Source organism: Paraburkholderia sp. RL17-368-BIF-A (assembly GCF_046054045.1).
Classification (GTDB): domain Bacteria; phylum Pseudomonadota; class Gammaproteobacteria; order Burkholderiales; family Burkholderiaceae; genus Paraburkholderia; species Paraburkholderia graminis.
Genome location: NZ_JARESN010000017.1, coordinates 81,854 through 108,043, shown reverse-complemented (window position 1 = coordinate 108,043; position 26,190 = coordinate 81,854). Strand labels below are relative to the sequence as shown.

The following is a 26,190-nucleotide window of genomic DNA, read 5'->3' as shown; positions in this document are numbered from 1 at the left end:
CCCGACCAATAGTTCGCGATTTCCGAAGCCAACAGGACTACACTTGAGGTACTGAATTCCGGGAGCAGCGCAATGGACGACTCTACCTCTCGAGGCACCTTTCGCGGTCTCCCATTGACTCCCGAGCAGGACGCGGAAGTCAGGCACTATATAAAGACGAAAAGCCGGCGAGGCGAGCCGTGGGACACGCCGGAGCTGGAGCTTCTACTCAAAGACATGCTTGTGCCGCCGTTAGACGAAGACACAGAAGCCGGCGCGACGGTGGACGAAGTGAGATCCGCCGCCGAACGCGCGACAACCTTTTCCGACGAGACAATGGATCCGATTGAAGCAAGCGAGGAGCGCAATGCCGCTATGGAAGCGGAGGGAATGAAAGGCCCGAGGCACTGATCCTGGCTCACGCCGGTAATGCGCGTGGCAATTAAATTGGTGAATCGACAGATGCCTGCATATCTGCACGCGTCGAGTCGAACACTGTGAAAGTCTTACATAAAAAAGGAAGTCATCATGAGCAAAGCCCACGACGCGAAAAAGACGGAAAAGAAAGTCGCAACCAAAACGCCGAAGGAAAAGAAAGACGCGAAGAAGCTGAAGAAGGAGGCTTCGAAGCGTCAATAAGTATGACTATGTCAGGAGCACCGCTGAACTCACACTCACGGCGGGTTGAGCGGCGCTCCTGCCAGCATTGGTGCCGCGACGGTAAAAACGGCAGCAGCCGTTACGGTCGCCTGGGCGGTGTACTGCCACTCTGCGAGCCGCGATTGTAGGGCTGTGGTTGGGACGATCGGCCGTCCGCTCCTTCGTCCTTGCGCGTGCTGTTATCGGCGGCATTATTCTTTTTGTTTGGCGCAGCAGTCGGGGCCGTGCGGTTCAAGGTTTGCAGTTGCAGCAGCTTCAAGAGGCGGTCGTCCGCGTGCGCAGTGGCCGTAGCGGCCATGCAGCTCGCGACGAGCAGTCCCATCGTCACTCGTGATTTAAGTATCGTAGTCATCGACGTCTCCCATCGAACGGCAATCGCCAGCGTATTCATCAGGAATGCCGCGCATGAACCGCGCCTGCCCGCTGACGACCGTTTGCCAGTTCCGCTTTCCATAGTACTCGCTGATGTAACCGGTGCAGCAGCACCGCGGAAATTCATCGCTTGCTGTTAATCACATAGCCGATGCCGCGGACCGTCTGAATAGCATGTGGTCGACATGTGAGGCAAAGGACACGCTGGCATTTTCACGTGCATGTTTTGTTCGTGACAGACATTGCCGTCGTAATCGACGATCTGTCCGCGAGTAACCGCATCGCGCGTCGCCGGGTGCCTCACATCCTGTGCCGCTCAACCAGTCAGGATCACTACGCATTGCAGCGTGATCAGGAAGCGCTTCATCTCGTGTTCGTTAACTTGGGGCTCTTATTGAGCGTGAGCGCCCGACGCAATGCGGGCTGACGGCGCGGCGGTGCCCGGCACGCCCTGCACCATCCCGTCATACTGTTCCTTGGATACCCCGCGCTCGGCGTAGATAAACGCCGCCACCTGCCAGAGCGTCTGGTCAGACTGCGTCTTGCCGAACGACGGCATCGCCGTCATGTTGACGCCATGCTTGATGACCCAGAACATCAGCTCCGGCTTATTGCGGCGTTGCGCAGCAAGCAGCGAGGGCGCGGCCGGCTGAATGCCTTGACCCACCGCGCTCAGCGGACGGTCCGGCGCACCGTGACAGGTCGCACAGTTGGCGTCGTACATGCGCGCACCGGCCCGAACGTTTTCGAGCGACAGTAGATCGCCAGGTGCGATGTCGCGTCCCCCATGCCGGTGCAGAGACGCTTCGTAGGTCGCATGCAGCGTCGCGGCCAGGTACGGATTGTCTTTCGAACTCGCCGATACGTCGTAAATTCCCGAACGGACGAATGCAAGCGCGCCGCCGCCGATCAGCACGAGCAGACCGACGGCGGTGGCAACAATCTTTGCAAGCGTGGAATGAAGAAAACGCATGACGTGTCTGCCGATAAAGGTTCGAAGACCTCTCATTATCGGCAGCGTTGCTTGCCGGACGCCGTCGTCTGTATTACCGATTTGTCATCAAACCAGCGCGACCGGCCTAGGCACTCCGCGTCGTCACGCGCGCCGCTGCGTCACCGCGTCTTCCCAACCCGTGCGCGCCTCGACCCACTCCGCCAACGCCAGCAAGCCGGCGTCGTCCTGCGCGGCGCCCACCAGTTGCGCGCCGAGCGGCAAGCCCGACGGCCCAAATCGCATCGGCACCGTCACAGCGGGCACGCCGAGGAAAGTCCACGGCGCGCAGAACGAGGCGTCGCCCGTATAGTCGAGGCCGCGCGGCGGCTCGCCCGTGGCGGGCGCGACCAGCAGCGCGTCGAGCGTCATGGTTTGCGTCAGCCACGCATGAAAGCGCTGCGCCATCGGCATCTGCGCGGCCTTGATCCGCGCGTAGGTGGTGGCCGGCAACTTGCGCCCTTCATCGACGAGACCGCGCATCGCCGGACTCACGAGTTCGGGCGTGCGCTCGACCAGTTCGCCATGCGTGATCGCGGCTTCCACCGCCATCAGTTGCAGCGCGTAAGCGGGCGTCGCGAAGACTTCCTCCGGCAAATCCACCGCGACGATCTCCGCGCCGTCGCGCGCGAGTTGCGCCGCCAGCACGTCGAGCGCGGCTTGCTGGGCCGGCTCTATCGCGCCGCCGGCCTGCTTCGACAACACGCCGATGCGCCGCTTGCCTGCGCTATGCGCGACGGCGGCCACATGCGACGCGTGCGGGTCCGCGACGTCGACGCCCGCGACGAGCTTCAGCACATACGCCACGTCGGCAACGCGTCGCGCGAACAGTCCAACGTGATCGAGCGACCACGCCAGCGGCAACACCCCGGTTCGCGCAATCGTGCCGTACGTAGGCTTGTATCCGACGATGCCGCAATAAGCCGCCGGCCGGATCACCGAGCCCTGCGTCTGCGTGCCGAGCGCGAGCGGCACGATACCGGCCGCCACCGCCGCCGCCGAACCGCTGGACGATCCGCCCGGCGTAAACGCGCCATTCCACGGATTAACCGTCGGCCCCGGATGGCGCCACGCGAACTCGGTCGTCACCGTCTTGCCGATAACCGTCGCGTCGGCGGCCCGCAAGCGCGCCACCACCCATGCATCGCGCTCGGGGCGCCGCCCCTTGTACGCCGCCGAGTTGAATTCGGTGGGCATGTCGGCGGTATCGATGACATCCTTCACCGCAACCGGCACGCCGGCAAGCGGCGCCGTCGCATCGACGAACGTATCCGGCGGTGCGTCGGGCAGATAACAGAACGCGTGCAACGTCGCTTGCGAATGTCGCGCGGCCTCGTAAGCGTCCGAAACGTATTGCGCAGGCGTGGCGTCACCGGCGGCGAGCGCCGCGCGTATTTCGCCGATGGTCGGTGCTTGATTGAATAGGGTCATGAGAGCGTCGAAAAGCTGTTTATTTCGCGGCAAGCGCGGGCTGGATATAACTGTGGACGACGAACGCATCGTACTTCGGCTGCTGCTTCAGGTTGCCGAGCGCGATTTGCGTATCCATTGCAACGGCCAGCGCTTTCGGCGTGATGTCGACGCTCTTCGGATACACGCCTTCGGTCAGCATGCGCTTGACGGCCGCATCCACCACGGCCGCATCGAGCGTCGGGAATTCCTTGCGCGCGATCGCCTGCGTTTCCGCCGGATTGCTTTGCATGTAGCGCAGCGCGTTTTGCAGGCCCTTCACGAAGCGTGCGGCCGCATCGGGATCGACGCCGCGCTTCGCCGAAATCGACGAAAACGCGTACTCGCCATAGAGCTTCGGAAAGCCGAGCACGACTTTCATGCCTTTTGCCACGGCCTGGTCGAGGCCCGGCTCATACATCACCGCGATCTTCGACTGCCCGGCCACGAGCGGTCCAATCTCCGAACCGAGCGGCACCTGGATCAGCTTGACGTCGCTCTGCGACATGCCGTTTTCCTTCAGCAGCTTGAAGAACAAAGAGGTGCTGGTGGTCGGCATCTGTCCGGACACGACAACCTGATCCTTCACGTCCTTGATGCTGTCGAATTTGACGCCGGGCGCGGTGGCAATCCATACCGCCGCGCCGTTCACGACGTTGGCGATGATGTCGACATCGGCGCCCTTCTCCGCGGCGACCGCCGTCCACTCCGGTCCGTGCAGCGAGAAATCGGCGCTACCCGACAGCACGGCCGACAGCGCCGCGCTCGGGCTGCCCGCCGTTTGCTTGGTGACGTCGAGCCCTTCCTTCGTGAAGAAGCCGCCGTCGATCGCGACATAGAGCGGCAGATAAAGCATCGACTGGAACGCCTGCGAAATCGTCACTTTCTTGTCGGCGGCAAATGCCGGCAATGAAACGGATGCAACGCTCAGCGCGAAAACCGTGGTCAGCGCGGCGAGCGCTTTTTTTGCTGTGAATGCCATCGTCCTGTCCTGGGATAAAAGTGATTGGACTGCGGGAATGCGTTTAAACCTTCAGCGTGCTCGTATTCGACGCCTGCCGCCAGGGCAGCAACTTGCGCTCGACGAGATCGATCAGGAAGTACAGCACGAAGCCGATCGCCATCAGCACGAAGAGCCCTTCCCATACGGTGTTGAGGTCGTACAGGCTCGACGCGGTGAAGATCATGTGCCCGAGCCCTTTCTCCGACGAAATGAATTCCCCCACCACGGCGCCGACCAGACCGAAGCCGACGTTGATGCGAAACGTGGAGATCACATACGGCAGCGTGAACGGCACGACGACTTTCATGAACACGTCGTTCTTGTCGGCGCCGAGCGTGACGAGCAGCGCCTGCAGATCGGGGTCGGCGTCTTTGGCGGCCTCGTAGGCCGCAATCAATGCGACGATCGCAGTCAGCGAAATCGCCAGCGCGACTTTCGATATCAGACCGGTGCCGAACCACAAGATCACGATGGGCGCGAACGCGATCTTCGGCACGCTATTGATCGCGACGATGAACGGCTCGATCAGCCGCGCGACGAACGGCGAGTACCAGAGCGCGAGCCCGCACACGGAGCCGACCGCCGTGCCGAACACGAAGCCAAGAATGGCTTCGAAGAGCGTATAGCCCGTGTCGACGAACAACTGATAAGAGCGGATGTCGCGCAGCAGCGCGTCGAAAATTTTCGCTGGCGAGCCGACCAGAAAGTTCGAGACCCAGCCAAGGCGCGCCGCCCCTTCCCAGATCGCGAAGAAAGCGACCACCGCCGCGAGTTGCAGCAGCGAGCGGCCCCAGCCGCTGTCGAGCACGAGCCGCCGCGCGCGTGCGCGGGGCGCGCGCCGCGCCGCAGCGCTTTTATCGATGGAAACGGATTGCGTCATGCCGCCCTCACCTCGGTCTGGATGTCCAGTTCGCCGCACAACGCGTGGAAATAGCCCGCGAAGTTCGGATCGCTGCGCGCGCCGATCGGCGAACGCGCGGCAATGTCGATGTCGTAGACCTTCTTCACCTGCGAAGGCCGCCCGCCGAGCACGACCACGCGCTTGGACAACGCGACGGCTTCGTCGATATCGTGCGTGACCAGCACCACGGTCTTGTGGAACGTCTCGACCGCTTCCATCAGCACGCCCTCCAGATACAGGCGCGTTTGATAGTCGAGCGCCGAGAACGGCTCATCGAGCAGAATGATGTCGGGATCGTTGATCAGCGTGCGGATCAACGCCACGCGTTGGCGCATGCCGCCCGACAACATGCGCGGATAAGCGTTCTCGAAGCCGGCAAGGCCATACGTGTTGAGATACTCCATCGCCATTTCATGCGCTTCGGCCGCCGGCATGCCGGAAAGCTCGGGGCCGATCAGCACGTTTTGCAGCACGGTGCGCCACGGCAACAACAAATCGCGCTGCATCATGTAGCCGACCTTGCCGCGCAATCCGTCCACGGCTTGCCCTCGATAGACGATCTCGCCGCTGTCCGCCTCGAGCAGCCCGGCGATCACATTGAACACCGTCGTCTTGCCGCAGCCCGACGGTCCGATGATGCTGACGAAATCGCGTTCGTGGATGTCGAACGTGAGACCGCCGAGTACGTCGACCGAACCCAGTTTGTTCGAAAACGATTTACGGATATTGCGTAACGCGAGTTGAACTGACATGCATGCTCCTCGATCACGATTCATGGTGCGTCGGCAGAAGCCGCGGCCGTCGCGTCACACACCCTGCGGCGCGGCAAGAAAACGGCGGCGCATCGGTTTGAGCACGGCAATCGCGAGCAGCGCGGTCACGATGTCGAGCGTGATCGCCGTCGAGAACACCGGCACCCAGCTTCCCGCGTGTTGATGCATCAGTGCCGCGAGCGGCCCGCCGAAGATCGAGCCGATGCCCTGCGAGATGTACAGCCAGCCGTAGTTCTCGGTGGCATGACGGGTGCCGAAGGTGTCGGTCAGCGTCGACGGGAACAGCGAAAAAATCTCGCCCCAGCCGAAGAACACCACGCCCGACAGCAGCACGAACAGCACCGCGTTATCGCGCGTGAAAAGCCACAGCGCCATCGCGACGCCTTCGAGCGCGAATGCGATGAACATCGTGTTTTCGCGGCCCAGCTTGTCGGACACCCAGCCGAACAGCGGCCGCGTGAGGCCGTTCGTGAAGCGGTCGATGGTCAGCGCGAGCGGCAGCGCCGCCATGCCGAATACAAGCACCTGGGTCACGCCGAAGTCGGCGGCGAAGGTGGCCATTTGCGAGGTGACCATCAGGCCCGAGGTGGACATCATCGTCATCATCGCGAACATCAGCCAGAAGACGGGCGTCTTCAGCGTTTGCGACGGACGCAGATTCGCGACCGCCGAAACGCCGGAGCCGGCTGCGCTCGCAGCGACGCTTTCGTGCGAAGGCGGCACGCGCAACCCTTGCGAGGCCAGCAAGCCGACCAGCGCGAACGCAATGCCGAACATCCACAACGTGGCGTCGATGCCGCGAGCCTGCAACGACGTCGCAATCGGAAACGTCGTGACGATCGCGCCCATGCCGTAGCCGGCCGCCACCGCGCCCGCCGCGAAGCCGCGCTGCTTCGGGAACCAGCGCACCATCAGACCCACCACGCCGACATAGACGATGCCGGTTCCCAATCCGCCGACCACGCCATACGTCAGGTAAAGCATCGGCGCGCTGTGCACCTGCGAAGCGAGCACCCAGCTCAAACCCGACATCACCGTGCCGATGGAGATCAGCACACGCGGACCGAAGCGGTCGATCAGCTTGCCCTGGAACGGCGAGAAGAAAGTTTGCAGAATGATGAGCAGCGAGAACGTCACCTGCAGTTCGGGCAGCGCAACGCCCAGTTTCGCGGCGAGCGGTTTGGTCATCAGCGTCCAGACGTATTGCGGGCTCGAGATCGCCATCATGCAGACGAGACCGAGTCCAAGCTGTAGCCAGCGGTTGTGCGCGGCGGACGTCGAGACGTTCCCGATTTCCGCGGATGTCATGGGTTGAGAGCGTGTGTTCATCGTGACTCCGGTTACTGAGCGAATGCCCGCCGGTAATCGGCGGACGTGCAGCGTCCTCCGGGCCGATAGGCCGGACCTGCGGTTCGATTGAAAAAACGCCTGTAGGCTTACCAGCCCGCGGCGGCGCCGTCACTGCGCGGATCGTGGCCCGCTTCGATCAATCCATTGGGATACCGAACGATTGCGCCGGCATGTCCCATTGCTTCGTCGTAAGGCTGCATCGTCTCGACCTCGTGGCCCAGCGCTTGAAGCCGCGCCACGGTGCCCGGTGCGAAGCGCGCCTCCAGCTTGAGCGTGTCAGTCGACTGGCCCCATGTGCGGCCGAGCAGCCAGCGCGGCGCGTCGATCGCGGCCTGCGGATTCCAGCCGAAGTTGGCGATGCGGGAGAACACCGCGCTCTGCGATTGCGGCTGACCGTCGCCGCCCATATTTCCGTAGACCATCGTGCGGCCGTCGTCGAAACGCGCGAGCGCCGGGTTCAACGTATGGAAAGGTCTGCGCAACGGCATCAGCGGATTGAGCGCGCCTTCGTCGAGCGAGAAACTGCAGCCGCGGTTCTGCCAGTTGACGCCCGATTCTGGCAGCACGATGCCGCTGCCGAACTCGTGATAAATGCTCTGGATGAAGCTCACCGACACGCCGTTGTTATCGGTGACGCCGAGCCACACCGTGTCGCCCGGCCCGCGGCCGGCGCCCCACGGCGCGGCCTGCGTCGGCGAGATGCGCGCGGCCATTGCGTCGAGCGCGGTGGGTTCGAGAAACGCGCGCGGATCGGCGCGCATGTGGTCCGGATCGGTGATCGCGGTGTCGCGCACGGCGAAGGCCAGCTTGGTCGCCTCGACGCACGCATGCACGAACTCGGGACCGAGCGGGTCCATGTCGTTCGTCAGCACGCGGTCGAGCATGCCGAGAATCAGCAGCGACACGAGCCCTTGCGTGGGCGGCGGCATGTTGTAGATCGTTCCGAGCGAGTGCTTGAGCGCAAGCGGCGTACGAAACCGCGCCTCGTGCCGTTCGAGATCCGCGAGCGTGAGCAGCGAGCCGGCCGATTGCAGATCGCCCGCCATGCTGCGGGCGAGATCGCCGCGATAAAAATCGTCGAGGCCGGCATCGGCGAGATGCTGCAAGGTCGCGGCAAGGCGCGGCGCAATGAACAGCTCACCGGTGGCCGGCACGCGCTCGCCATGCAAAAACGTTTCGGCGAAGCCGGCAACCGGACGCAATTCATCGAGCCGGCTCGCGACGCACTGCGACTGGCTGCGCGTGACCGGCACGCCGTGTCGCGCGTAATGGATCGCGTCTTCGAGCAGACGCTTGATCGGCATCTTGCCGCCGAGCGTGTCCGCCGACCAGCGATGCGCGAGTTGCCAACCCGACACGGTGCCTGCCACGGTATTGGCCGCGAGCGGTCCGCGCGTCGGAATCGCTGCGAGCCCGCGCGAACGGTATTCGTCGATGGTCGCGGCAAGCGCCGCCGCACCGCACGCCTCGATCGCGACCGGCGCCGCGCCTGGGCGCGAGATCAGCCAGAAACCGTCGCCGCCGATGCTGTTCATGTGCGGATAGACCACGGCGATCGTCGCGGCGGCGCAGATCATCGCCTCGACCGCGTTGCCGCCGTCGCGCAGGACCGCGAGCGCGCTTTGGGCGGCGAGCGCGTGCGGCGCGACCGCCATGCCGCGAGTCGCGCGCGTTGAATTCAGTTGTTCGGACGACATGTTTTCCCGGCAGATTTGCTTGTATACATGCAGATCAGATATGCGAGAACCATGCCAATAAGCGCCGCTGAGTGAAACGTCCGCTACATAAGGCTTCCGGCGAATCGGCGCTCAGTAGGTGATGACTAGGTGATGACCCTAGGTAGTGCGGCGCGACCTGGGTGGTGCATACGGAGCGCCGTGCGGCTCCATTGCGGTGCGCGCATGTTGCAGGCGTTCGGCGGTCAGGCCGCGCACTTCCGAGCGGCTGCCTTCTATATGACGGCCGACCAACGCGACGCTCTGCTCGGTCTCGCGATTGCGGATCGCGTCGAGAATCGCAATGTGTTCGTCGTAAGTTTCGTCGATGCAGTCGCCATAGACGAGATCGAGCCGCCGCATCACGCGGATACGATCCGTTACGCGCTGCATCGCGGCGCTCAGTTCCGCGTTGTCGGCGGCGGTCACAAGCGCCTGATGGAAGGCTTCGTCGAGCGCGACCATCTCGCGTCCGTCGCGGATACGCTGTGCATGAGGCACTTTCCAGATTGCATCGAGCCGATCGAGCACTTGCTGCACGCTGTCCGACAACGACGAATCGGCGGCAACCAGCCGGCCCACCGCGAAGGTTTCGATCAGCTTGCGCATCTCGTACAGGTCTTCGAAGCGCTTGAGATCGATCGGCACGACTTCCCAGCCGCCACGCACATAGCCGCGCATCAGGCCGTCGCTTTGCAGACGCTGCAGCGCCTCACGCGCGGGTGTGCGCGATACGCCGAAGCGTTCGGCGATGCTGCCTTCCGTGAGCCGGTCGCCCGGCAACAGACGCATCTCGAAGATATCGTCGCGCACGCTGTAGTAGACGTGGTCAGCGCGCGATGAGGAAGAGCGGGTTGTGTCGTTCACGCACGGAGCCTGGAATTAACGGATCTTTTGGGCCCCGACTATCGGTCAGCGGGGAAAGATTCGTCAATAGAAAATAAAATCGGGCGCCGGCGTGATCGTCATGCTCCAGTAGATCTTACGAATCGGCTTTGGATACGCTCATCGTCGGCGCCGTTCGACGCACGACACTCGCGCCCGCCTGTCTGCGCCGATAGTGGCTGTCGCGCGAAGCGAGCCAATAATACAGCGGCGACGTCAGCAACAAACCGATCAGCCAGGACAGATCCGCGCCGTCCAGGTACTTCGGCACCGGGCCCGCATACATCGGCGTATTCATGAACGGAATCTGCACGACGATGCCGACCGCGTACGCAATCAGCGCCTGCGGATTGAAGCGGCCGTAGATGCCGCCGTCCACCTGGAAGATCGACTGAATGTCGTATTTGCCTTTGTGAATGACATAGAAGTCGATCAGGTTGATTGCCGTCCACGGCACCAGCACGACCAGCAGCGCGAGCACGAGGTCGACCAGGTTGCCGACGAAGTTCGTCGAAGCGCCAATCGCGCCGTAGCAGCATCCAAGCAGAATCACAATGGACAACACCGCGCGCGCCTTCGCCGTGGGAACCCAGCGATAGGCAAACGTCTGCATCGACGTAATCGTAGCCAGCACGGCGCCGTACAGATTGAGTGCGTTGTGGCTGATCACGCTCAACAGGAACAGCACGAGCATCGGCAAGCCGAGCGGGCCGGTGGCCTGCCTGACCGCGTCCATTGCGTCGACGCCGGGCGGCACCGCGAGCACCGCTACCGCGCCGAATGCAAACGCGAGCGTCGAGCCGATCGTGCAGCCGAGGTAGGTCGCCCAGAACGTCGACGCGACTCGCACGTTCGCCGGCAAATAGCGCGAATAGTCGGACACGTACGGAGCAAAAGCAATTTGCCAAAGAGCCGATAGCGACACAGTCGCGAGCCAGCCGGCGAAATTGAATCCGCCGCGAGTCAGAAAGTCGACGGTCGAAATATGCGTGAAGATATAGCCGAAACCGATAACAATGCCGACGCCGAGCACCCACGTTCCAATGCGGTTCAGGATATGAATGAACCGATAGCCGATGATTCCGATCAGCCCCGAACCCACCGCGCCAATCACAATGCCGATGGGCACCGGCACGCCGGCTTCAATGCCATGCAGGGACTTTCCGGCAAGCACGATATTGGATGCGAAGAAGCCGACGTACATCACGCCTGCAATCACAGTGACGAGCAGCGCGCCCCATGAACCGAATTGCGCGCGGCTCTGGATCATCTGCGGAATGCCCATTTGCGGACCTTGCGCGGAATGCAGCGCCATCAGCACGCCGCCCACCGCCTGGCCGACGATAATCGCCACGATGCCCCACACCAGGTTCAAGTGGAATATCTGCACGCCGAGCGCGCCGGTCACGATCGGCAACGGAGCAATGTTGCCGCCGAACCATAGCGTGAAGAGATCGCGCACCTTGCCATGACGTTCTTCAGGCGGCACATAACCAATGGTGTGCTTTTCAATCAACGGTGATGCGTTCGCTTGCGAAGTATTCAAGTTTGTCTCCTAAGCGGCGGAAAGATGGTCCGCGAGGCGGGTCAACATTGCGTCGCAGGCGCTCAGTTGCTCGCTCGTGATGAATTCATCGGGCTTGTGTCCCTGGTCCATGCTGCCGGGTCCGCAGACCACGGTCGGAATGCCCGCCTCGTCGAAAAGTCCGCCTTCGGTGCCGAACGCGACCGTGCCGAATTCGTTCGATCCGCTAATCAATGCGAGAAGACGCGCCGCTTCGCTATCGGGCGAAGTAGCGAGGCCCGGATAAGCGGACAGCGAATGAAAGCGGATGTCCGCGTCTGACTTCACGGCACGCATTTTCGGCAGCAGTTCGCCTTCGGCGTAGGTCTGCAATTCGTCGGCTACCTGGTGAGCATTGAAGCCCGGCAGCGCGCGCACTTCGAAATCGAATTCGCACTCCGCCGGCACGATGTTCAGCGCGCGGCCGCCTTTGATCACGCCTGTCTGCACGGTTGAAAACGGCGGATCAAAGCGCTCGTCGTGATGCTCGGGCTGCGCCAGTTGTTCGCCAATTTCCTCGAGACGGCCGATCATGCGCGCCGCGTACTGAATGGCATTGACGCCGTAGGGCGCATACGCCGAATGGCACGGTGCGCCCTTTACATGGCAGCGCATTGCGAGCTTGCCTTTATGGCCGAGCACGGGCTTGAGTTCCGTTGGCTCACCGATCAAACACAAGGCCGGCTTGGGCGTACGCCGTTCGAGTTCCGCGAGCATCGGCCGCACGCCGAGGCATCCGACTTCCTCGTCGTACGAAAAGGCGAGGTGTACGGGCAGCGTCAATTCGCGTTCGAGAAACGTGGGCACTGCCGCCAGTACCGACGCGATAAAACCCTTCATGTCGGCCGTGCCGCGACCATACAGCCGTCCATCGCGCTCGGTGAGACGGAAGGCCTCCACGGTCCACGCCTGGCCTTCCACGGGTACGACGTCAGTGTGGCCGGACAGCACGATGCCGCCTCGCTCGCGCGGTCCGATGGTCGCGAACAGATTGGCCTTGGTGCGCTCGGTGTTGTAGAAAAGCTCGCTTTCGACGCCGAGTTCAGCGAGGTATTGTCGAACGAACTCGATCATGTCCAGATTCGATTCGCGGCTGACCGTGTCAAAGCCGATCAGCTCGGCGAGCAGCGCGCGGCTGGATCTGTCATTCATTGCCGGGCACTCCGTAGCTCGGCGCGGCGGTCGGGTTCAACGCCCGCGTCAGGTAGTCCTGCATTTGCGGTCGATATGCGCGCCACAAACCGTCGAGTTGACCGATAGGATCGTCGTCGGCCCAATCGACACGCAAGTCGACCATCGGCCAGCTCACGTCGCCCACTATCTTGAGCGCCGCCGAATGCACGGGCCCCGCCTCGCCGCCGGCGGCCATCGCAGCACGCATCGCGGCGAGCAATCTGTCGGCAAGCGCGCCGGAGGTCTGCTCGAACGCCGGGACCATCGCCTCAATCACGTCGACGCCGGCGAGCATGTTGCCCGCGGCGACGCATTGCATTCCCGCGACGGCGTGATACGTGCCCAACGCTTCCTTGCCGCTGAAGAATGCGACGCGGCCCTGGCTATCGACCACCGTCACCTGCCGGTATTCGCTCCACTCGCTCGCGCCGAGCGCGCGGTCGAGCGCGGCGGCGGGATCGAATTGTCCGCTCGCGAGAAGATCGAGAACCTGCGGGCCGAGCGCGGGCAGCGTGACGTTCTGCGTCGCCACCGCGCCGACGCCGGCCCGCACCCACGGGCAGCGCGCGCCTACCGCGATGCTCGAAGAACTGATCGCGATACCGAGTTGCCCCGTTTGCTGACAACGTCCGACAATAGAGAATGTCATGTCCCGCTCCTTACGCTTGCGGCCGCGTCCATCCATCCGGAATCACGGCGATGACGTCGATTTCCATCAGCCATTGCGGTTGCCCCAACGCGACCACGACGAGGCCTGTCGAAATGGGAAACACGCCTTTGAGCCACTTCCCGACTTCCTGATAAACCGGCTCGCGATAGCGGACGTCGGTTAGATACGTCGTCGTCTTGACGACGTGAGAGAGATCGCTGCCGGCTTCTTCCAGCAATTGCTTGAGGTTCTTCATCGCCTGCTCGGCTTGCGCGCGCGGATCGCCGAGTCCGACGAGGCGCCCTTCGAAATCCGTGCCGACCTGGCCGCGCACATAGACGGTGTTGCCGGCGCGCACAGCCTGGCAAAGATCGTTATCGAGCGTCTGGTTCGGATACGTGTCCTTCGTGTTGAACATGCGGATACGGGTATGCGTCGGTTGGCTCATCAATGCACCTTTGAATGCTGGAAATGCAGGGAGAAATGGATCGCGGGTCGGCGTTGGCGTAGCGATCAGCTCACGCCGATCTCGCTGACTTTATGGACGCGTGAAGCGGCGGATGCATCGTTCGAACTATCCGCATCATCCGCGTTGCCGATCGAAGCCTGAGGTTGCGGCCCATCGTAATACGCCAGATATTTGCGCTGCGTGGCGATGTGATCGGCAATGTGCTTCGCGTCGTGCCACACGCCCCAGATAAACGCCGAGCCGCGGCGCGACAACCACGGCAAGCCGAGAAAATAGATGCCCGGCTCTTTCGATACGCCGCGCTGATGCGTCGGCTTGCCCTTTTCATCGAACGCGTTGACCTTCAGCCAATTGAAGTCCACTGCATAGCCGGTCGCCCACACAATCGACGTGACGCCCGCTTCAGCCAGAGCCAGATCGTGCAGCGGATGCGTGACGCACTCCGGGTCGGCCGGAATGATGCGCGCCTCCGGTTCTTGCGGAAGATCGAGACCGTTGCGCTCGGCGTACGCGTCGGCGGCGTCGAGCAGCGACAGATAGTTTTCGTCGCCACGTCTGATGTTTGCTGCGAGATCGTCTTCGAAGGTCACGACGCCGTCGTTGAACGACTTCGTCAGACCAACCAGTGTGACGCCCTGATGCGCGAGACGCCGGAAGTCGACGGTATGACCGCCGCGCGATCCGCTCACCGCAATCGTGACGTGTTCCCGGCCGGGCTTCATCACTTCGGCGTCCCATTCGCCGAGCACGCCCAGCCACCAGCAGAAGTCGCGGCCGCGATAGGCGCGCGGCGGACGATCATGCGCGCCGACCGACAAATAGACGCGCCGGCCCGCACGCTGCAATTCGTCCGCGATCTGCACGCCCGACGATCCCGCGCCCACCACCAGCACGCCGCCTTCAGGCAATTGCGCGGGATTGCGATAGTCGGCGGAATGAATCTGCGTGAGCGCAGCGTCTTGCGGCGCAATCGGCGGAATGACGGGGCGCTGAAACGGGCCGGTGGCGACCACCACGCGATTGGCCTGAATGGTTCCGTCCGACGTTTCCACGGTGAAGCCAGGCCGCCCCGCATTGCGCACGACCTGCTTCACTTCGACGCCGGTGCGGATCGGCGCGTCGAACTTCTTTGCATATGCAACGAAATAGTCCGCGACCTGCTCCTTGCCCGCGAACGCGTCGGGGTCGACGTCGGCGAACTCCATATTAGGGAAACGATCGTGCCACGCGGGACCGTTGGCAACCAGCGAATCCCAGCGCCCCGTGCGCCAGCGCTCGGCGATACGCGCACGTTCAAGCACGAGGTGCGGCACGCCGAGCTTGCTCAGATGTTCGCTCATCGCGACGCCGGCCTGGCCGGCGCCGACCACCAGCGTATCGATTGACGTTGTTTCCACTGTCATGACTGTGTCCTTCTGAAGAGGCCGAAATACTTTCGTGAAAATCTACTCGTCGGATCAGAATCTGAAAAACATATTAAAAAAATGCAGCGCATCGGTTTTCCCTATGCAGCACTTTTTGACGACCTCACAATTGGACGATTGAGAACCTTGAAGAGAGGGAGTGTTGTCGATGGAGAGTCACCCGTTGCGCTACTCATTGCGCCAGTTGCGCTACTTCGTCGTCACGGCGGAAGCGCTGTCTTTCACGGCGGCCGCGAAGCGTCTGCACATCTCGCAGCCGTCGATCTCGACGGCGCTCGCGGACCTGGAAGTGTCGTTCGGCGTGCAACTTTTCATACGGCATCACGCGAGCGGTTTGTCGCTCACGCAAGCGGGGCGCGACCTGCTCGGGCAAGCGCGCAATCTTCTGAAGATCGCGGAAGAACTGCAAACCACCGCGAAGGAAATGGACGGCGGCATGACCGGCGCCATCGCGCTCGGCTGTCTCGTGTCGCTTGCGCCGCCGCTCATGCCGGGGCTTATCAGCCGCTTTACCGGCGAGCATGCGGGCATTTCGTTTCGCACGGTGGAGGCGCATCAGGACGGGCTCTTGCGGGGACTGCACGACGGTTCGCTCGATATCGCCCTCACCTATAGCCTGGATCTGACCGAAGACATCGCCTTCACGCCGCTGCTCTCGCTGCCGCCCTACGCGATCCTGCCGCGGACGCATCGTCTTGCACGCGCACGCAAGGTGTCGCTCGCCGACCTGCTGCCCGAACCCTATGTGATGCTCGATCTGCCGCACAGCCGCGAGTATTTCGCCGCCCTCTTCGACGCGGTGGGCAGCCGCCCGGTGCCCGCGTTCCGCTCGTCGCAGCCGGAAGTGGTGCGCGGCATGGTGGCCAACGGTCTTGGCTACAGCCTGCTCAACTTTCCGCTCAAATCGAATCGCACCGTGGATGGCGAAGAGTTTGTCATCAAGCGCTTCAAGGACAACGTCAACGCAACCATGCTCGGCATCGCGCAATCGCGCACGATGAAGCCGCGCCAGGTCGTGCATCGCTTCGCATCGTTCTGCGAAAACTACATTCGCCGGCTGCACATCGACGCATGATTTGAAGCACGCAATCGCCGCCTTCCAGTACGGCGCGCGCTGCATAGTCAAAACCTTTGCTTTGTATCTGAAAACAATATTTCGGCTTGTAAATTGGCTTGATAGATTGATGTCCATGTCGAGCGCAACACCGCCGGAACCCGCACCGGCGCGCTCTTATCGTGACAAACCGAGGGGAACACCATGACCGACCCGGCAACGACGATCGCAGTGCAAGCGCTGGTCGACGACCTGCAAGCCGGTTGCGAAAGGCCCTTCGGCGATGCGCATTCGATGCCGCCCGGCGTCTACACGTCGCCCGAATTTCTCGCGCTTGAAGAGCGCGCGATCTTCCAGCGCGAATGGCAATGCGTCGGCCGCGCGAGTTCGCTCAAAGCGCCAGGCGATTACCTGACGGCGCGTCTTGGCGCACAACCTGTCGTCGTATTGCGCGACGATCAGATGCAGCTCAAGGCGATGTCGAATGTGTGCCTGCACCGCATGTCGGTGCTGCTCGAAGGACGCGGCAATGTGCGCCGAATCGTCTGCCCTTATCACGCGTGGAATTATTCGCTCGACGGCGCGCTGCAAGGCGCACCGCTAATGGACCGGCAACAGGGCTTCTGCAAGGAGAGCTACCGGCTTCCGTCCGTGCGTTGCGAGGAATGGCAAGGCTGGCTCTATGTAACGCTCGATGCCAACGCGCCGCCCGTGCACACGCAACTCGCCGGCCTGAACGAGCTGATCGGCGCATACGGCATGTCGGACTACATCGAAACCTTCCATGAAGAGCACGTGTGGGACACGAACTGGAAGATCCTCGCGGAAAACTTCATGGAGAGTTATCACCTGCCGATGCTGCATCGCGCGACGGTGGGTCCGCATTCGCGGCTGGACGAAATGGAGTGCCCGCCCGGCAGTCCCGCTTTCAACTATCACTGGATCACCAAGGAAGCGTCCTTGCCCATCGGCAACGCGCATCCGGACAACACGCGTCTCACCGGACATTGGCGCAAGACGACGGCGCTGCTCGCGATCTACCCGACGCACCTCGTCACGCTGACGCCCGGTTACTTCTGGTATCTCGTGCTGCAACCGCAAGGCGTGGGGCGCGTGCATATCCGCTTCGGCGGCGGCCTCGCGCCGGAGTTCATCGCGGACCCCGAAGCGAACGCGCACATGAGCACGCTGAAAAAACTGCTCGACGAAGTCAATGCGGAAGACAAACGCGGCGTCGAAGCGGTCTTTCGCGGCGTGCATGCGCCGCTCGCGAAGCCGGGCCACCTGAGCCATCTCGAGCGCCCCAACTATGACTTCGCGCGCTACCTCGCCGGCCGGATCGCCGCGGCGAAGCTCGCACCTTGATGACGACGCAACAAAGACAGGACGCGATCACGATGTCAAACCCTTCCTTCATCTCGCTCTCGCGCGTGAGCAAAACGTATGACGGCGTTCAGCTTGTCGTGGACGACCTGAATCTCGACGTGAGCAAGGGAGAATTCGTGTCGCTGCTCGGGCCTTCGGGGTCGGGCAAGACGACCACGCTGATGATGCTGGCGGGCTTCGAGTCGCCCACTCACGGCGAGATTCGTCTCGACGGCCGCCGGCTCGACGACAAGCCGCCGCATCAACGCGACATCGGCATGGTGTTTCAGAACTACGCGCTGTTTCCGCATCTGACGATTGCGGAGAACGTCGCATTTCCGCTTTCCGTGCGGCACGTAGGCCGCGCGGAGCAGAAGGCGCGCGTGAAGCGCGCGCTCGAGATGATCGAATTGCCGCATCTGGCGAACCGTCGTCCGGCGCAGCTTTCCGGCGGGCAGCAGCAGCGCGTCGCGCTTGCACGCGCACTCGTGTTCGAGCCGAGCGTGGTGCTGATGGACGAGCCGCTCGGCGCACTCGACAAGCGCCTGCGCGAAACCATGCAATACGAAATCATGCGGCTGCATCGCGAGCTGTCGCTCACGATCGTCTACGTGACGCACGATCAGGCCGAGGCGCTAACCATGTCCGACCGCGTCGCCGTGTTCTCCGATGGACGCATCCAGCAGGCCGCCACACCGAGCGAACTGTATGAGAACGCGCAGAACGCGTTCGTCGCAAACTTCGTCGGCGAGAACAATGGCTTGACCGGGCGCGTCGTGAATGCGCACGAAGGCTGGGCCACGCTTGCATTGTCGAACGGCAGCATGATTCGCGGCCGTTGCGAAAACGGCCTGCACGCCGGCGACGAAGCGATGCTCGCGCTGCGCCCCGAACGCGCGCATATTCCGGGCGCCGAAGGCACGCAGCCGACCGGACATGACAACGTCGTGCGCGCGCGCGTCGATGAACTGGTGTATTGCGGCGATCACCATCGCGTACATCTGACGCTCGGCTCGCGCGATTCGATCGTCGTGAAAGTGCCCAATACGCAGCGTCACGCGTTGCCGACACCCGGCAGCGAGATCGACGTCGCCTGGCGCCATGACGACTGCAAGATTCTCGCGATGAGCGCGCGCAGCAGCGCGCCGGCGATTCACGTATCCACACCGCCCTCCCCTTCCATCATCACGACCGCACCAGCAGGAGCCAACTGACATGCGCACTATCATCAAAGCACAATGCGCCGCACTCGCCGTACTCGCGTTCGCCACCGTGACCACGCAGGCAGCGGAGACGCTCTCCGTCGTGACCTTCGGCGGCGCGTACGAAGCAGCGGCGAAGAAAGCCTATTTCGAGCCGTTCACGCAGGCGACGGGCGTCGGCTTCTCGACCGAATCGTATGACGGCGGTCTCGCGAAACTCTCCGCGATGGAGCAGGCGAAGAACACCACGTGGGACCTGATCGACCTCGAGACCAACGACGCGATCACCGCCTGCGACGAAGGCCTGCTGCAGAAGTTCGACAAGAAGACGATCGGCAAGACGAGCGACTTCATCCCCGGCTCGATCAGCGATTGCGCGGTCGCGAGCATGGTGTGGTCCACGGTCTATGCGTACGACGCGAGCAAGATGAAGACCGCGCCGAGCACGGTCAACGACTTCTTCGATCTGCAGAAATTCCCGGGCAAGCGCGGCCTGCGCAAGTCGCCGAAGGTATCGATGGAATGGGCGTTGATCGCGGACGGCGTCGCGCCGAAAGATGTGTACAAGGTGCTGGCCACGCCCGCGGGCGTCGACCGTGCGTTCAAGAAGCTCGACACCATCAAGAAGAACATTGTGTGGTGGGAGTCGGGCGCGCAGGCGCCGCAGTTGCTCGCGGACGGCGCGGTCGTGATGACGCAGGCCTACAACGGCCGCATTTCCGATGCCGCGCAGAAGGACAACAAGCCCTTCAAGACCGTGTGGGACGCGCAGGTTTACGACTTCGACTGGTGGGGCGTTCCGACCGGCGCGAAGCATGCGGATCTGGCGGCAAAGTTCATCGCGTCGGCTTCGCAGCCGAAGGCCTATGCGGACCTGTCGAAGTACATCGCGTATGCGCCGCCGCGCAAGGACGCGATCGCGCTCGTCGACAAGCAGCGTCTTGCCGATCTGCCGACCGCGCCCGATAACTTCAAGCGCGCATTGCAGATCAACGCGAACTTCTGGGCCGACAACGCCGACCAGATCAACAAGCGCTTCCAGGTGTGGCTGACGCAGTAACACCATCGCATCGTCCGACGAGAGCCCAACGTGACCACCAGCATGCCCACTGCCGCCCGAGCCACGGCCCCAGGCTCTCCGACGAAAGGCGACGGCCGCGCGTCGTTTAACAAGGCGCGCCGCCGCGCATCCATGCAGGCGCTGCTGCTTGCGTTGCCGCTGCTCGTCTTTCTGCTGTCGACGTTCATCGCGCCGATCACGCTGCTGCTTGCACGCAGCGTTCAGAATCGCGAAGTGCCCGACAGCATGCCCGCGCTCACGCGTGCGCTGAATGCGTGGGACGGTAACGGCGTGCCGGACGAACACATGTTCGCGCTGCTCGCCGCGGGGCTCGCCGAGGCGCGGCAAAGCGGACAGATCGGCACCGTCGCGCGGCGGCTGAACTTCTCGATGCCCGAGTTTCGCAGCCTGTTGATGCGCACCGCCCGGCAACTGCCAACGGACGCCCCGCCCGCGTGGAAGCCCGCGCTCGTCGAACTTGACGAACGCTGGAATTCGCCGGAGACGTGGCGTTTGCTGAAGCGAGCCGCCGCGTCGCCGACGCCCGACTATCTGCTCGCCGCCGTCGATGCGCAGGTGACGCCGCAAGGCGCCGTCGCGTTCGTGCCGGACAATGCGTCCGTCTATCGGGCGGCGTTCGTGCGAACGGTTTCGATCAGCGCGACGGTCACGCTGCTATGTCTCGTGCTCGGTTATCCGGTCGCGTGGCTGCTCGCGAATCTGCCCGAGAAAAGCAGCAACCGGCTGATGCTGTTCGTGATCGTGCCGTTCTGGACTTCGCTGCTTGTGCGCACGACCGCGTGGTATGTGTTGCTCCAACCGGGCGGCGTGATCAATAGCCTGGTGATGAGTCTCGGGCTCGCGACGCATCCGCTGCCGCTCATCTTCAATCGCACGGGTGTCCTCATTGGCATGACGCATGTGCTGCTGCCTTACCTGATCCTCGCGATTTACTCCGTGATGAAGGGCGTGTCGCCGGTGTATATGCGAGCGGCGCAATCGCTCGGCGCGCATCCGTTCACCGCGTTCATGCGGATCTATGTGCCGCAGACGCTGCCGGGCGTCGGCGCCGGCTGCTTCCTCGTGTTCGTGCTTGCGCTCGGCTACTACATCACGCCGGCGCTGCTCGGCGGCGCGGGCGACGAGATGATCAGTCAGCTCATCGCGATGCAGACCAATACGCAGTTGAACTGGGGCCTTGCCGGTGCGCTGTCGGCTTATCTCGTGATCTTCACGGCGATCTTTTATTTCCTGTTCAACCGCATTGTCGGTATCGACCGCCTGCGCTTCGGTTGAGTCGATGAGTCGAACAATCGACGAGTCGATCGAAAAAACAGGCACACGACGAAGGAACGACATGCAAGATCAACGCAACAAGATGCTGACCGAACGCATCGCCGCGCGCTGGGTACGGGTGCATACCGCGCTCGTGCTGCTCTTTCTCGTCGCGCCGATTCTCGCGATCATTCCGCTCTCGTTCAATTCCGGTTCGTACTTCTCGTATCCGATGCAGGGCTTCTCGCTGCGCTGGTACGAGCAGGCGCTGACAAGCCCGGACTGGCAGCGGGCGCTGCTTAACAGCATCGGCATCGGCGCGGCTTCCACGCTGATTGCCACCTGTCTCGGCACGCTCGCGGCGCTCGGTCTTTCGCGCGCGCAGTTTCCACTGCGCTCGCTGATCATGCCGCTCATCATCTCGCCGATGATCGTGCCTATCGTGGTTGTCGCCGCCGGCTTCTATCTGATCTTCGCGCCGCTCGGCCTGGTGAATTCATATCCAGGCGTGGTGCTCGCGCATGCGGCGCTCGGCACGCCATTCGTCGTGATCACGGTGACCGCCTCATTGCTTTCGTTCGATCACAGCCTGTTGCGCGCGGCTTCCGGGCTCGGCGCGCGCCCCTGGGTCGCGTTCAGACGCGTGACCTTGCCGCTCATCACGCCGGCGGTTGCGACCGGCAGCGTGTTCGCTTTCGCGACCTCGTTCGATGAAGTGATCGTCATTCTGTTCATCGGCGGCCCGGATCAAACGACAGTGCCCCGGCGCATGTGGAGCGGCATTCGCGATTCCATCGACCCGTCGATTCTCGCGGTCGCGACCATGCTGATCGTGTTCGCCGTGCTGCTGCTCGCGAGTATCGGCTGGTTGCGCGGGCGTCATGCCGCAGCCGGCGAAGGGCTCTCGTGATGCAGCTTTCCTTTTCAGCATGACACGCGATACCGCAGGTCAGCTGCGCCCCGCCGCCATCAATGGCCGAAGAAGATCGACTTGCCGTTGCCCGATGAATGGCCCGACGAATGGTCCGACGAATGGCCCGATGAAGCGCGCGCGGTCGTCGCGCCCGACTGCGACGAGCCCTCCATTGCAACGCCGCCCTTCGACGTCATGCTGAGCGCCGAATCCGCTGCGGCCACTTTCGCATCGGCAGCCTGAATGTCGGCAGGATACGACGCATCCGAAGCGACTGGCTGGTAGCCTGCCTGTTCGACACGCGTGAGATCGGCCCGCACTTCGGCGCGTGTGACGGGACCATTGGTGGTTTGCGCAAATGCAAGAGCGGGTGCGGCCAATGCGCAGGAGACGAGGACAGCGTTCAGAAGTGCTTTCATGATGGTTCACCTATCGTTGAGTAGCGGCTGCGTTCACGAGAAACGGAGCCTTTGAAACCTTCACCGCTAGTCGTGAAGGAGTGGTTGCATTCTGCGCAACCGCTGCTGACTCAATGGTGACTCCCGCATTACATGCTTGTCATCTTTAGCCCTTTATCGGGTTCATACGGTTATCCCAACGCCGATCCATCCGTTACGGCGCTCTCATCTGCATAGATGACGGACTTGTAATGTGTCCGTCACTCGCGAGTAAGTGCCTGCCCGGCACACTGCCTCCCATTACGAAGCCCCGTTTGCGTCGCTTTCGCACAGGGCATTCCGACCGCCATCGTCCAGGAAAACGTTATGTGGATCGTCAGACTCGCGCTGCAGCGGCCGTACACCTTCATTGTTCTGGCCGTGCTGCTATTTATACTCGGGCCGCTTGCGATCATTCGCACGCCCACGGACATCTTTCCGAACATCGACATTCCCGTCGTCAGCATTGTCTGGTCGTATAACGGCTTCTCCGCCGAAGACATGGCGCGTCGAATCACGTCGAACTACGAGCGCGCGCTGACTTCCGACGTGGACGACATCGAGCACATCGAATCGCAGTCGTTGAACGGCGTGTCGGTCGTGAAGATCTTCTTTCACCCTGGCGCCGACATCAATCGCGCGATCGCGGAAGCAGCGTCGAACTCGGCGTCGATTCTGCGCGTGCTGCCGCCCGGCACGTTGCCGCCGAACATCATCACGTACAACGCATCGACGGTGCCAGTGCTGCAGCTTGGCCTTTCCAGCGATACGCTGCCAGAGCAGTCTCTTTATGACCTCGGCAACAGTTTCATCCGCACACAACTCGCCACGGTTCAGGGCGCCGCGGTGCCGCTGCCATTCGGCGGCAAGATTCGCCAGATCATGGTCGAACTCGATCCGCGAGCGCTACAGGCAAAAGGACTCGCACCGATCGACGTGGTCAACGCAGTCAACGCGCAGAACCTGATACTGCCGGGCGGCACAGCGAAGATCGGCTCGCGCGAATATAACGTCGAGATGAACGGCAGCACCGACACGGTCGCGAAGCTCAACGATCTGCCGATCAAGACGGTAAAAGGCGGCGTCGTGTATGTGCGCGACGTCGCGCATGTGATCGACGGCTATGCGCCGCAAACCAACATGGTGCGCAGCGACGGCAAGCGTGCCGCCTTGCTGCAAGTCGAAAAAACCGGAAGCGCGTCGACGCTGACGATCATCCAGCAGGTCAAGGCGATGCTGCCCAGGATCGCCGCGGGTCTGCCGAAGGCCTTGAACATCGTGCCGCTGTCCGATCAGTCGGTATTCGTGAAGGCCGCGATTTCCGGCGTTGTGCGCGAAGGTCTGATCGCCGCGTGTCTCACAGCCGCGATGATCCTGCTGTTTCTCGGCAGCTGGCGCGCGACGCTCATCATCGCCGTGTCGATTCCGCTCGCGGTATTGACGTCGCTGATCGCACTGGCCGCGCTCGGGCAAACCATCAACATCATGACGCTCGGCGGACTCGCGCTCGCGGTCGGCATTCTCGTCGACGACGCAACCGTCGCGATCGAAAACATCACGCATCACCTTGAAAAGGGCGCGCCGCTGCATGACGCGATTCTGAACGGCTCCGGCGAAATCGCGGTGCCCACGTTCGTGTCGACGCTGTCGATCTGCATCGTGTTCGTGCCGATGTTTCTGTTATCCGGTGTCGCCCGTTACCTGTTCGTGCCGATGGCCGAGGCCGTCGTCTTCGCGATGTGCGCGTCGTACTTTTTCTCGCGCACGCTGATCCCGACGCTTGCCATGTATCTGATGCGCGCGCCTTCGAAAGCAGGTGATTCCGCGCAGCGCCGCAAGAACGTGTTTGCCCGTTTTCAAGTGCGCTTCGAGCAGCGCTTTGAAGCGCTGCGCAATCGCTATCGCTCCGTGCTGCAACGCGCGATCGCAAACCGCCGCCGCTTTCTCCCTATTTATCTCGCGCTCTGTCTCGCTTCGCTCGCGCTGATTCCATTCGCGGGACGTGACTTTTTTCCCGCTGTCGATACCGGAGAAATCCGTCTGCATCTGCGTGCGCCGACAGGCACGCGCATCGAGGAAACCGCGCGCCTGACCGATGAGGTCGAAGCAAAGATTCGAACCGTGATTCCGCAGTCGCAGCAGGCTGCCGTGCTCGACAACATCGGCGTGCCGGTGAGCGGCATCAACCTGACGTACGACTCGTCGGACCCGATCGGCTCCGAAGACGCGGACATCATGGTCACGCTGAAGCCGGATCACAAACCCACCGCGCAATATGTCGCGCAACTGCGCGACGTACTGAACACGGCCTTTCCCGGCGTGACATTCGCGTTCCTGCCCGCCGACATCGTCAGCCAGATTCTGAACTTCGGTTTGCCCGCGCCGATCGACGTGCAGATTGTCGGCAACAAGCTCGCGGCGAATCGTGTCGTCGCCGACCATCTGTTGGCGCAACTGCGCGGCGTGCGCGGACTCGTCGACGCGCGTATCCAGCAGCCCGGCGACGCGCCGGCCATCAACGTCGACGTGGATCGCACGAAAGCGATGCAGGCGGGCCTCACGCAGCGCGATGTCGCGCAGAACCTGTTGATCGCGCTGTCCGGCAGTTCGCAGACCACGCCGAACTTCTGGCTCGACCCGAAGAACGGCGTCAGCTATCCGCTGCTGGCCGAAGTGCCGCAATACGACATTCATTCGCTGCAAACGCTGTCGAACATTCCGTTGACGACGAATCAGATCGGCGTCGATCCGCAAAACCAGCTCGGCACGCTCGGCACGATGTCGCGCGGCTCGCAACAGGCCGTCGTCTCGCACTACAACGTGCAACCGGTGCTCGACATTTTCGCGTCGACGCAAGGACGTGATCTCGGCGGCGTCGCTGCGGACGTCACGAAGCTCGTCGATGAAGCGCGCGCGCAATTGCCGCCCGGCTCGTCCATCGTGATCCGCGGCCAGGTGCAGTCGATGAACGAATCGTTCGCGGGCCTCGGCGCAGGACTCGTGTTCGCGATCGCGCTCGTTTATCTGCTGATGGTCGTGAATTTTCAGTCGTGGCTCGATCCGTTGATCATCATCAGCGGTCTGCCTGGGTCCCTGGCCGGCATTGCATGGATGCTGTTCGCGACGCACACGACCTTGAGCGTACCCGCGCTGACAGGAACCATTCTTTGTATCGGCATCGCGACGGCGAACAGCATTCTGGTGATCAACACCGCGCGCGAGTCGTTGCAAAACGGCATGGAGCCGCTTGCGGCCGCGCTCGATGCGGGCTTCAACCGCTTTCGTCCTGTGTTGATGACGGCGCTCGCGATGCTGATCGGCATGCTGCCGATGGCGCTCGGTCTCGGCGACGGCGGCGAACAGAACGCGCCGCTCGGACGTGCGGTGATCGGCGGCCTCGCGATCGGCACGCTGTCCACGCTCATGTTCGTTCCCGTCGTGTTCGGGATGGTGCATGCGTGGCTCGCCAAGCGCCGCGCGCACCGTGCCGCCGATGCGTCGCTGACACCACACGCTCAATAAGGAAC

22 protein-coding genes are annotated in these 26,190 nt (G+C 62.7%); 8 read left to right on the top strand and 14 right to left on the bottom strand.

Features of this window, described 5'->3' with window-relative positions; all coding sequences use genetic code 11:
• Positions 1-72: 72 nt before the first annotated feature.
• On the top strand, positions 73-390 hold the full coding sequence (locus P0D87_RS25270; protein ID WP_006048264.1) for a hypothetical protein: 318 nt from the start codon (positions 73-75) through the stop codon (positions 388-390).
• A gap of 1,012 nt (positions 391-1,402) precedes the next feature.
• Here P0D87_RS25270 and P0D87_RS25265 read toward each other — a convergent pair.
• From P0D87_RS25265 to P0D87_RS25205, 13 genes are all read right to left on the bottom strand, one after another.
• Positions 1,403-1,984 carry a c-type cytochrome gene (locus P0D87_RS25265; RefSeq protein ID WP_053857795.1) on the bottom strand — a complete coding sequence of 194 codons (582 nt, stop codon included), beginning with the start codon at positions 1,982-1,984 and terminating at the stop codon, positions 1,403-1,405.
• A 123-nt stretch (positions 1,985-2,107) separates the two neighbouring features.
• On the bottom strand, positions 2,108-3,433 hold the full coding sequence (locus tag P0D87_RS25260; protein ID WP_053857794.1) for an amidase: 1,326 nt from the start codon (positions 3,431-3,433) through the stop codon (positions 2,108-2,110).
• Positions 3,434-3,452: 19 nt separating this feature from the next.
• Positions 3,453-4,433 carry an ABC transporter substrate-binding protein gene (locus tag P0D87_RS25255; protein ID WP_053857793.1) on the bottom strand — a complete coding sequence of 327 codons (981 nt, stop codon included), beginning with the start codon at positions 4,431-4,433 and terminating at the stop codon, positions 3,453-3,455.
• A gap of 43 nt (positions 4,434-4,476) precedes the next feature.
• Complete coding sequence (locus P0D87_RS25250; protein WP_006048270.1) at positions 4,477-5,334, bottom strand: ABC transporter permease; 858 nt, start codon at positions 5,332-5,334, stop codon at positions 4,477-4,479.
• Positions 5,331-6,107 (bottom strand): ABC transporter ATP-binding protein, encoded by a 777-nt coding sequence (locus tag P0D87_RS25245; RefSeq protein ID WP_006048271.1) that lies wholly within the window; start codon positions 6,105-6,107, stop codon positions 5,331-5,333. The genes P0D87_RS25250 and P0D87_RS25245 overlap by 4 nt, the downstream gene beginning before the upstream one ends.
• A gap of 54 nt (positions 6,108-6,161) precedes the next feature.
• Entirely contained in the window at positions 6,162-7,457 is a 1,296-nt protein-coding gene (gene oxlT, locus P0D87_RS25240) for an oxalate/formate MFS antiporter (protein ID WP_053857792.1), read from the bottom strand.
• 107 nt (positions 7,458-7,564) lie between these two features.
• Positions 7,565-9,175 carry a gamma-glutamyltransferase family protein gene (locus P0D87_RS25235; RefSeq protein ID WP_053857791.1) on the bottom strand — a complete coding sequence of 537 codons (1,611 nt, stop codon included), beginning with the start codon at positions 9,173-9,175 and terminating at the stop codon, positions 7,565-7,567.
• Between the two features lie 138 nt (positions 9,176-9,313).
• On the bottom strand, positions 9,314-10,060 hold the full coding sequence (locus P0D87_RS25230; RefSeq protein WP_053857790.1) for a GntR family transcriptional regulator: 747 nt from the start codon (positions 10,058-10,060) through the stop codon (positions 9,314-9,316).
• A 115-nt stretch (positions 10,061-10,175) separates the two neighbouring features.
• Entirely contained in the window at positions 10,176-11,624 is a 1,449-nt protein-coding gene (locus P0D87_RS25225) for a purine-cytosine permease family protein (RefSeq protein WP_053857789.1), read from the bottom strand.
• A 9-nt stretch (positions 11,625-11,633) separates the two neighbouring features.
• On the bottom strand, positions 11,634-12,794 hold the full coding sequence (gene argE, locus P0D87_RS25220) for an acetylornithine deacetylase (protein ID WP_053857788.1): 1,161 nt from the start codon (positions 12,792-12,794) through the stop codon (positions 11,634-11,636).
• Complete coding sequence (locus P0D87_RS25215) at positions 12,787-13,464, bottom strand: DUF1028 domain-containing protein (RefSeq protein WP_053857787.1); 678 nt, start codon at positions 13,462-13,464, stop codon at positions 12,787-12,789. Before P0D87_RS25215 ends, argE begins: the two co-directional genes overlap by 8 nt.
• 10 nt (positions 13,465-13,474) lie before the next feature.
• On the bottom strand, positions 13,475-13,912 hold the full coding sequence (locus tag P0D87_RS25210; protein WP_006048278.1) for a RidA family protein: 438 nt from the start codon (positions 13,910-13,912) through the stop codon (positions 13,475-13,477).
• 65 nt (positions 13,913-13,977) lie between these two features.
• Positions 13,978-15,336, bottom strand: coding sequence for a flavin-containing monooxygenase (locus P0D87_RS25205; RefSeq protein WP_053857786.1), 1,359 nt, complete (start codon positions 15,334-15,336; stop codon positions 13,978-13,980).
• 169 nt (positions 15,337-15,505) lie between these two features.
• Here P0D87_RS25205 and P0D87_RS25200 point away from each other — a divergent pair, with 169 nt between their 5' ends.
• From P0D87_RS25200 to P0D87_RS25175, 6 genes are all read left to right on the top strand, one after another.
• The gene (locus tag P0D87_RS25200; RefSeq protein ID WP_029969870.1) at positions 15,506-16,432 is read left to right on the top strand and encodes a LysR family transcriptional regulator; all 927 of its coding nucleotides are present in this window, start codon (positions 15,506-15,508) and stop codon (positions 16,430-16,432) included.
• Positions 16,433-16,615: 183 nt separating this feature from the next.
• Complete coding sequence (locus P0D87_RS25195; RefSeq protein ID WP_006048281.1) at positions 16,616-17,776, top strand: SRPBCC family protein; 1,161 nt, start codon at positions 16,616-16,618, stop codon at positions 17,774-17,776.
• A gap of 32 nt (positions 17,777-17,808) precedes the next feature.
• The gene (locus P0D87_RS25190) at positions 17,809-18,990 is read left to right on the top strand and encodes an ABC transporter ATP-binding protein (protein ID WP_053858984.1); all 1,182 of its coding nucleotides are present in this window, start codon (positions 17,809-17,811) and stop codon (positions 18,988-18,990) included.
• Position 18,991: 1 nt separating this feature from the next.
• A complete protein-coding gene (locus P0D87_RS25185) occupies positions 18,992-20,038 on the top strand; it encodes an ABC transporter substrate-binding protein (protein ID WP_006048284.1) in 1,047 nt (348 codons plus the stop codon).
• 42 nt (positions 20,039-20,080) lie between these two features.
• Positions 20,081-21,334 (top strand): ABC transporter permease, encoded by a 1,254-nt coding sequence (locus P0D87_RS25180; RefSeq protein ID WP_053857785.1) that lies wholly within the window; start codon positions 20,081-20,083, stop codon positions 21,332-21,334.
• 61 nt (positions 21,335-21,395) lie between these two features.
• Complete coding sequence (locus P0D87_RS25175) at positions 21,396-22,223, top strand: ABC transporter permease (RefSeq protein ID WP_006048286.1); 828 nt, start codon at positions 21,396-21,398, stop codon at positions 22,221-22,223.
• A 59-nt stretch (positions 22,224-22,282) separates the two neighbouring features.
• Here the strand turns inward: P0D87_RS25175 and P0D87_RS25170 are convergent, their stop codons facing one another.
• Positions 22,283-22,645, bottom strand: coding sequence for a DUF4148 domain-containing protein (locus tag P0D87_RS25170; RefSeq protein ID WP_053857784.1), 363 nt, complete (start codon positions 22,643-22,645; stop codon positions 22,283-22,285).
• 345 nt (positions 22,646-22,990) lie between these two features.
• Here P0D87_RS25170 and P0D87_RS25165 point away from each other — a divergent pair, with 345 nt between their 5' ends.
• Positions 22,991-26,185 carry an efflux RND transporter permease subunit gene (locus tag P0D87_RS25165; protein ID WP_053857783.1) on the top strand — a complete coding sequence of 1,065 codons (3,195 nt, stop codon included), beginning with the start codon at positions 22,991-22,993 and terminating at the stop codon, positions 26,183-26,185.
• Positions 26,186-26,190: the final 5 nt, after the last annotated feature.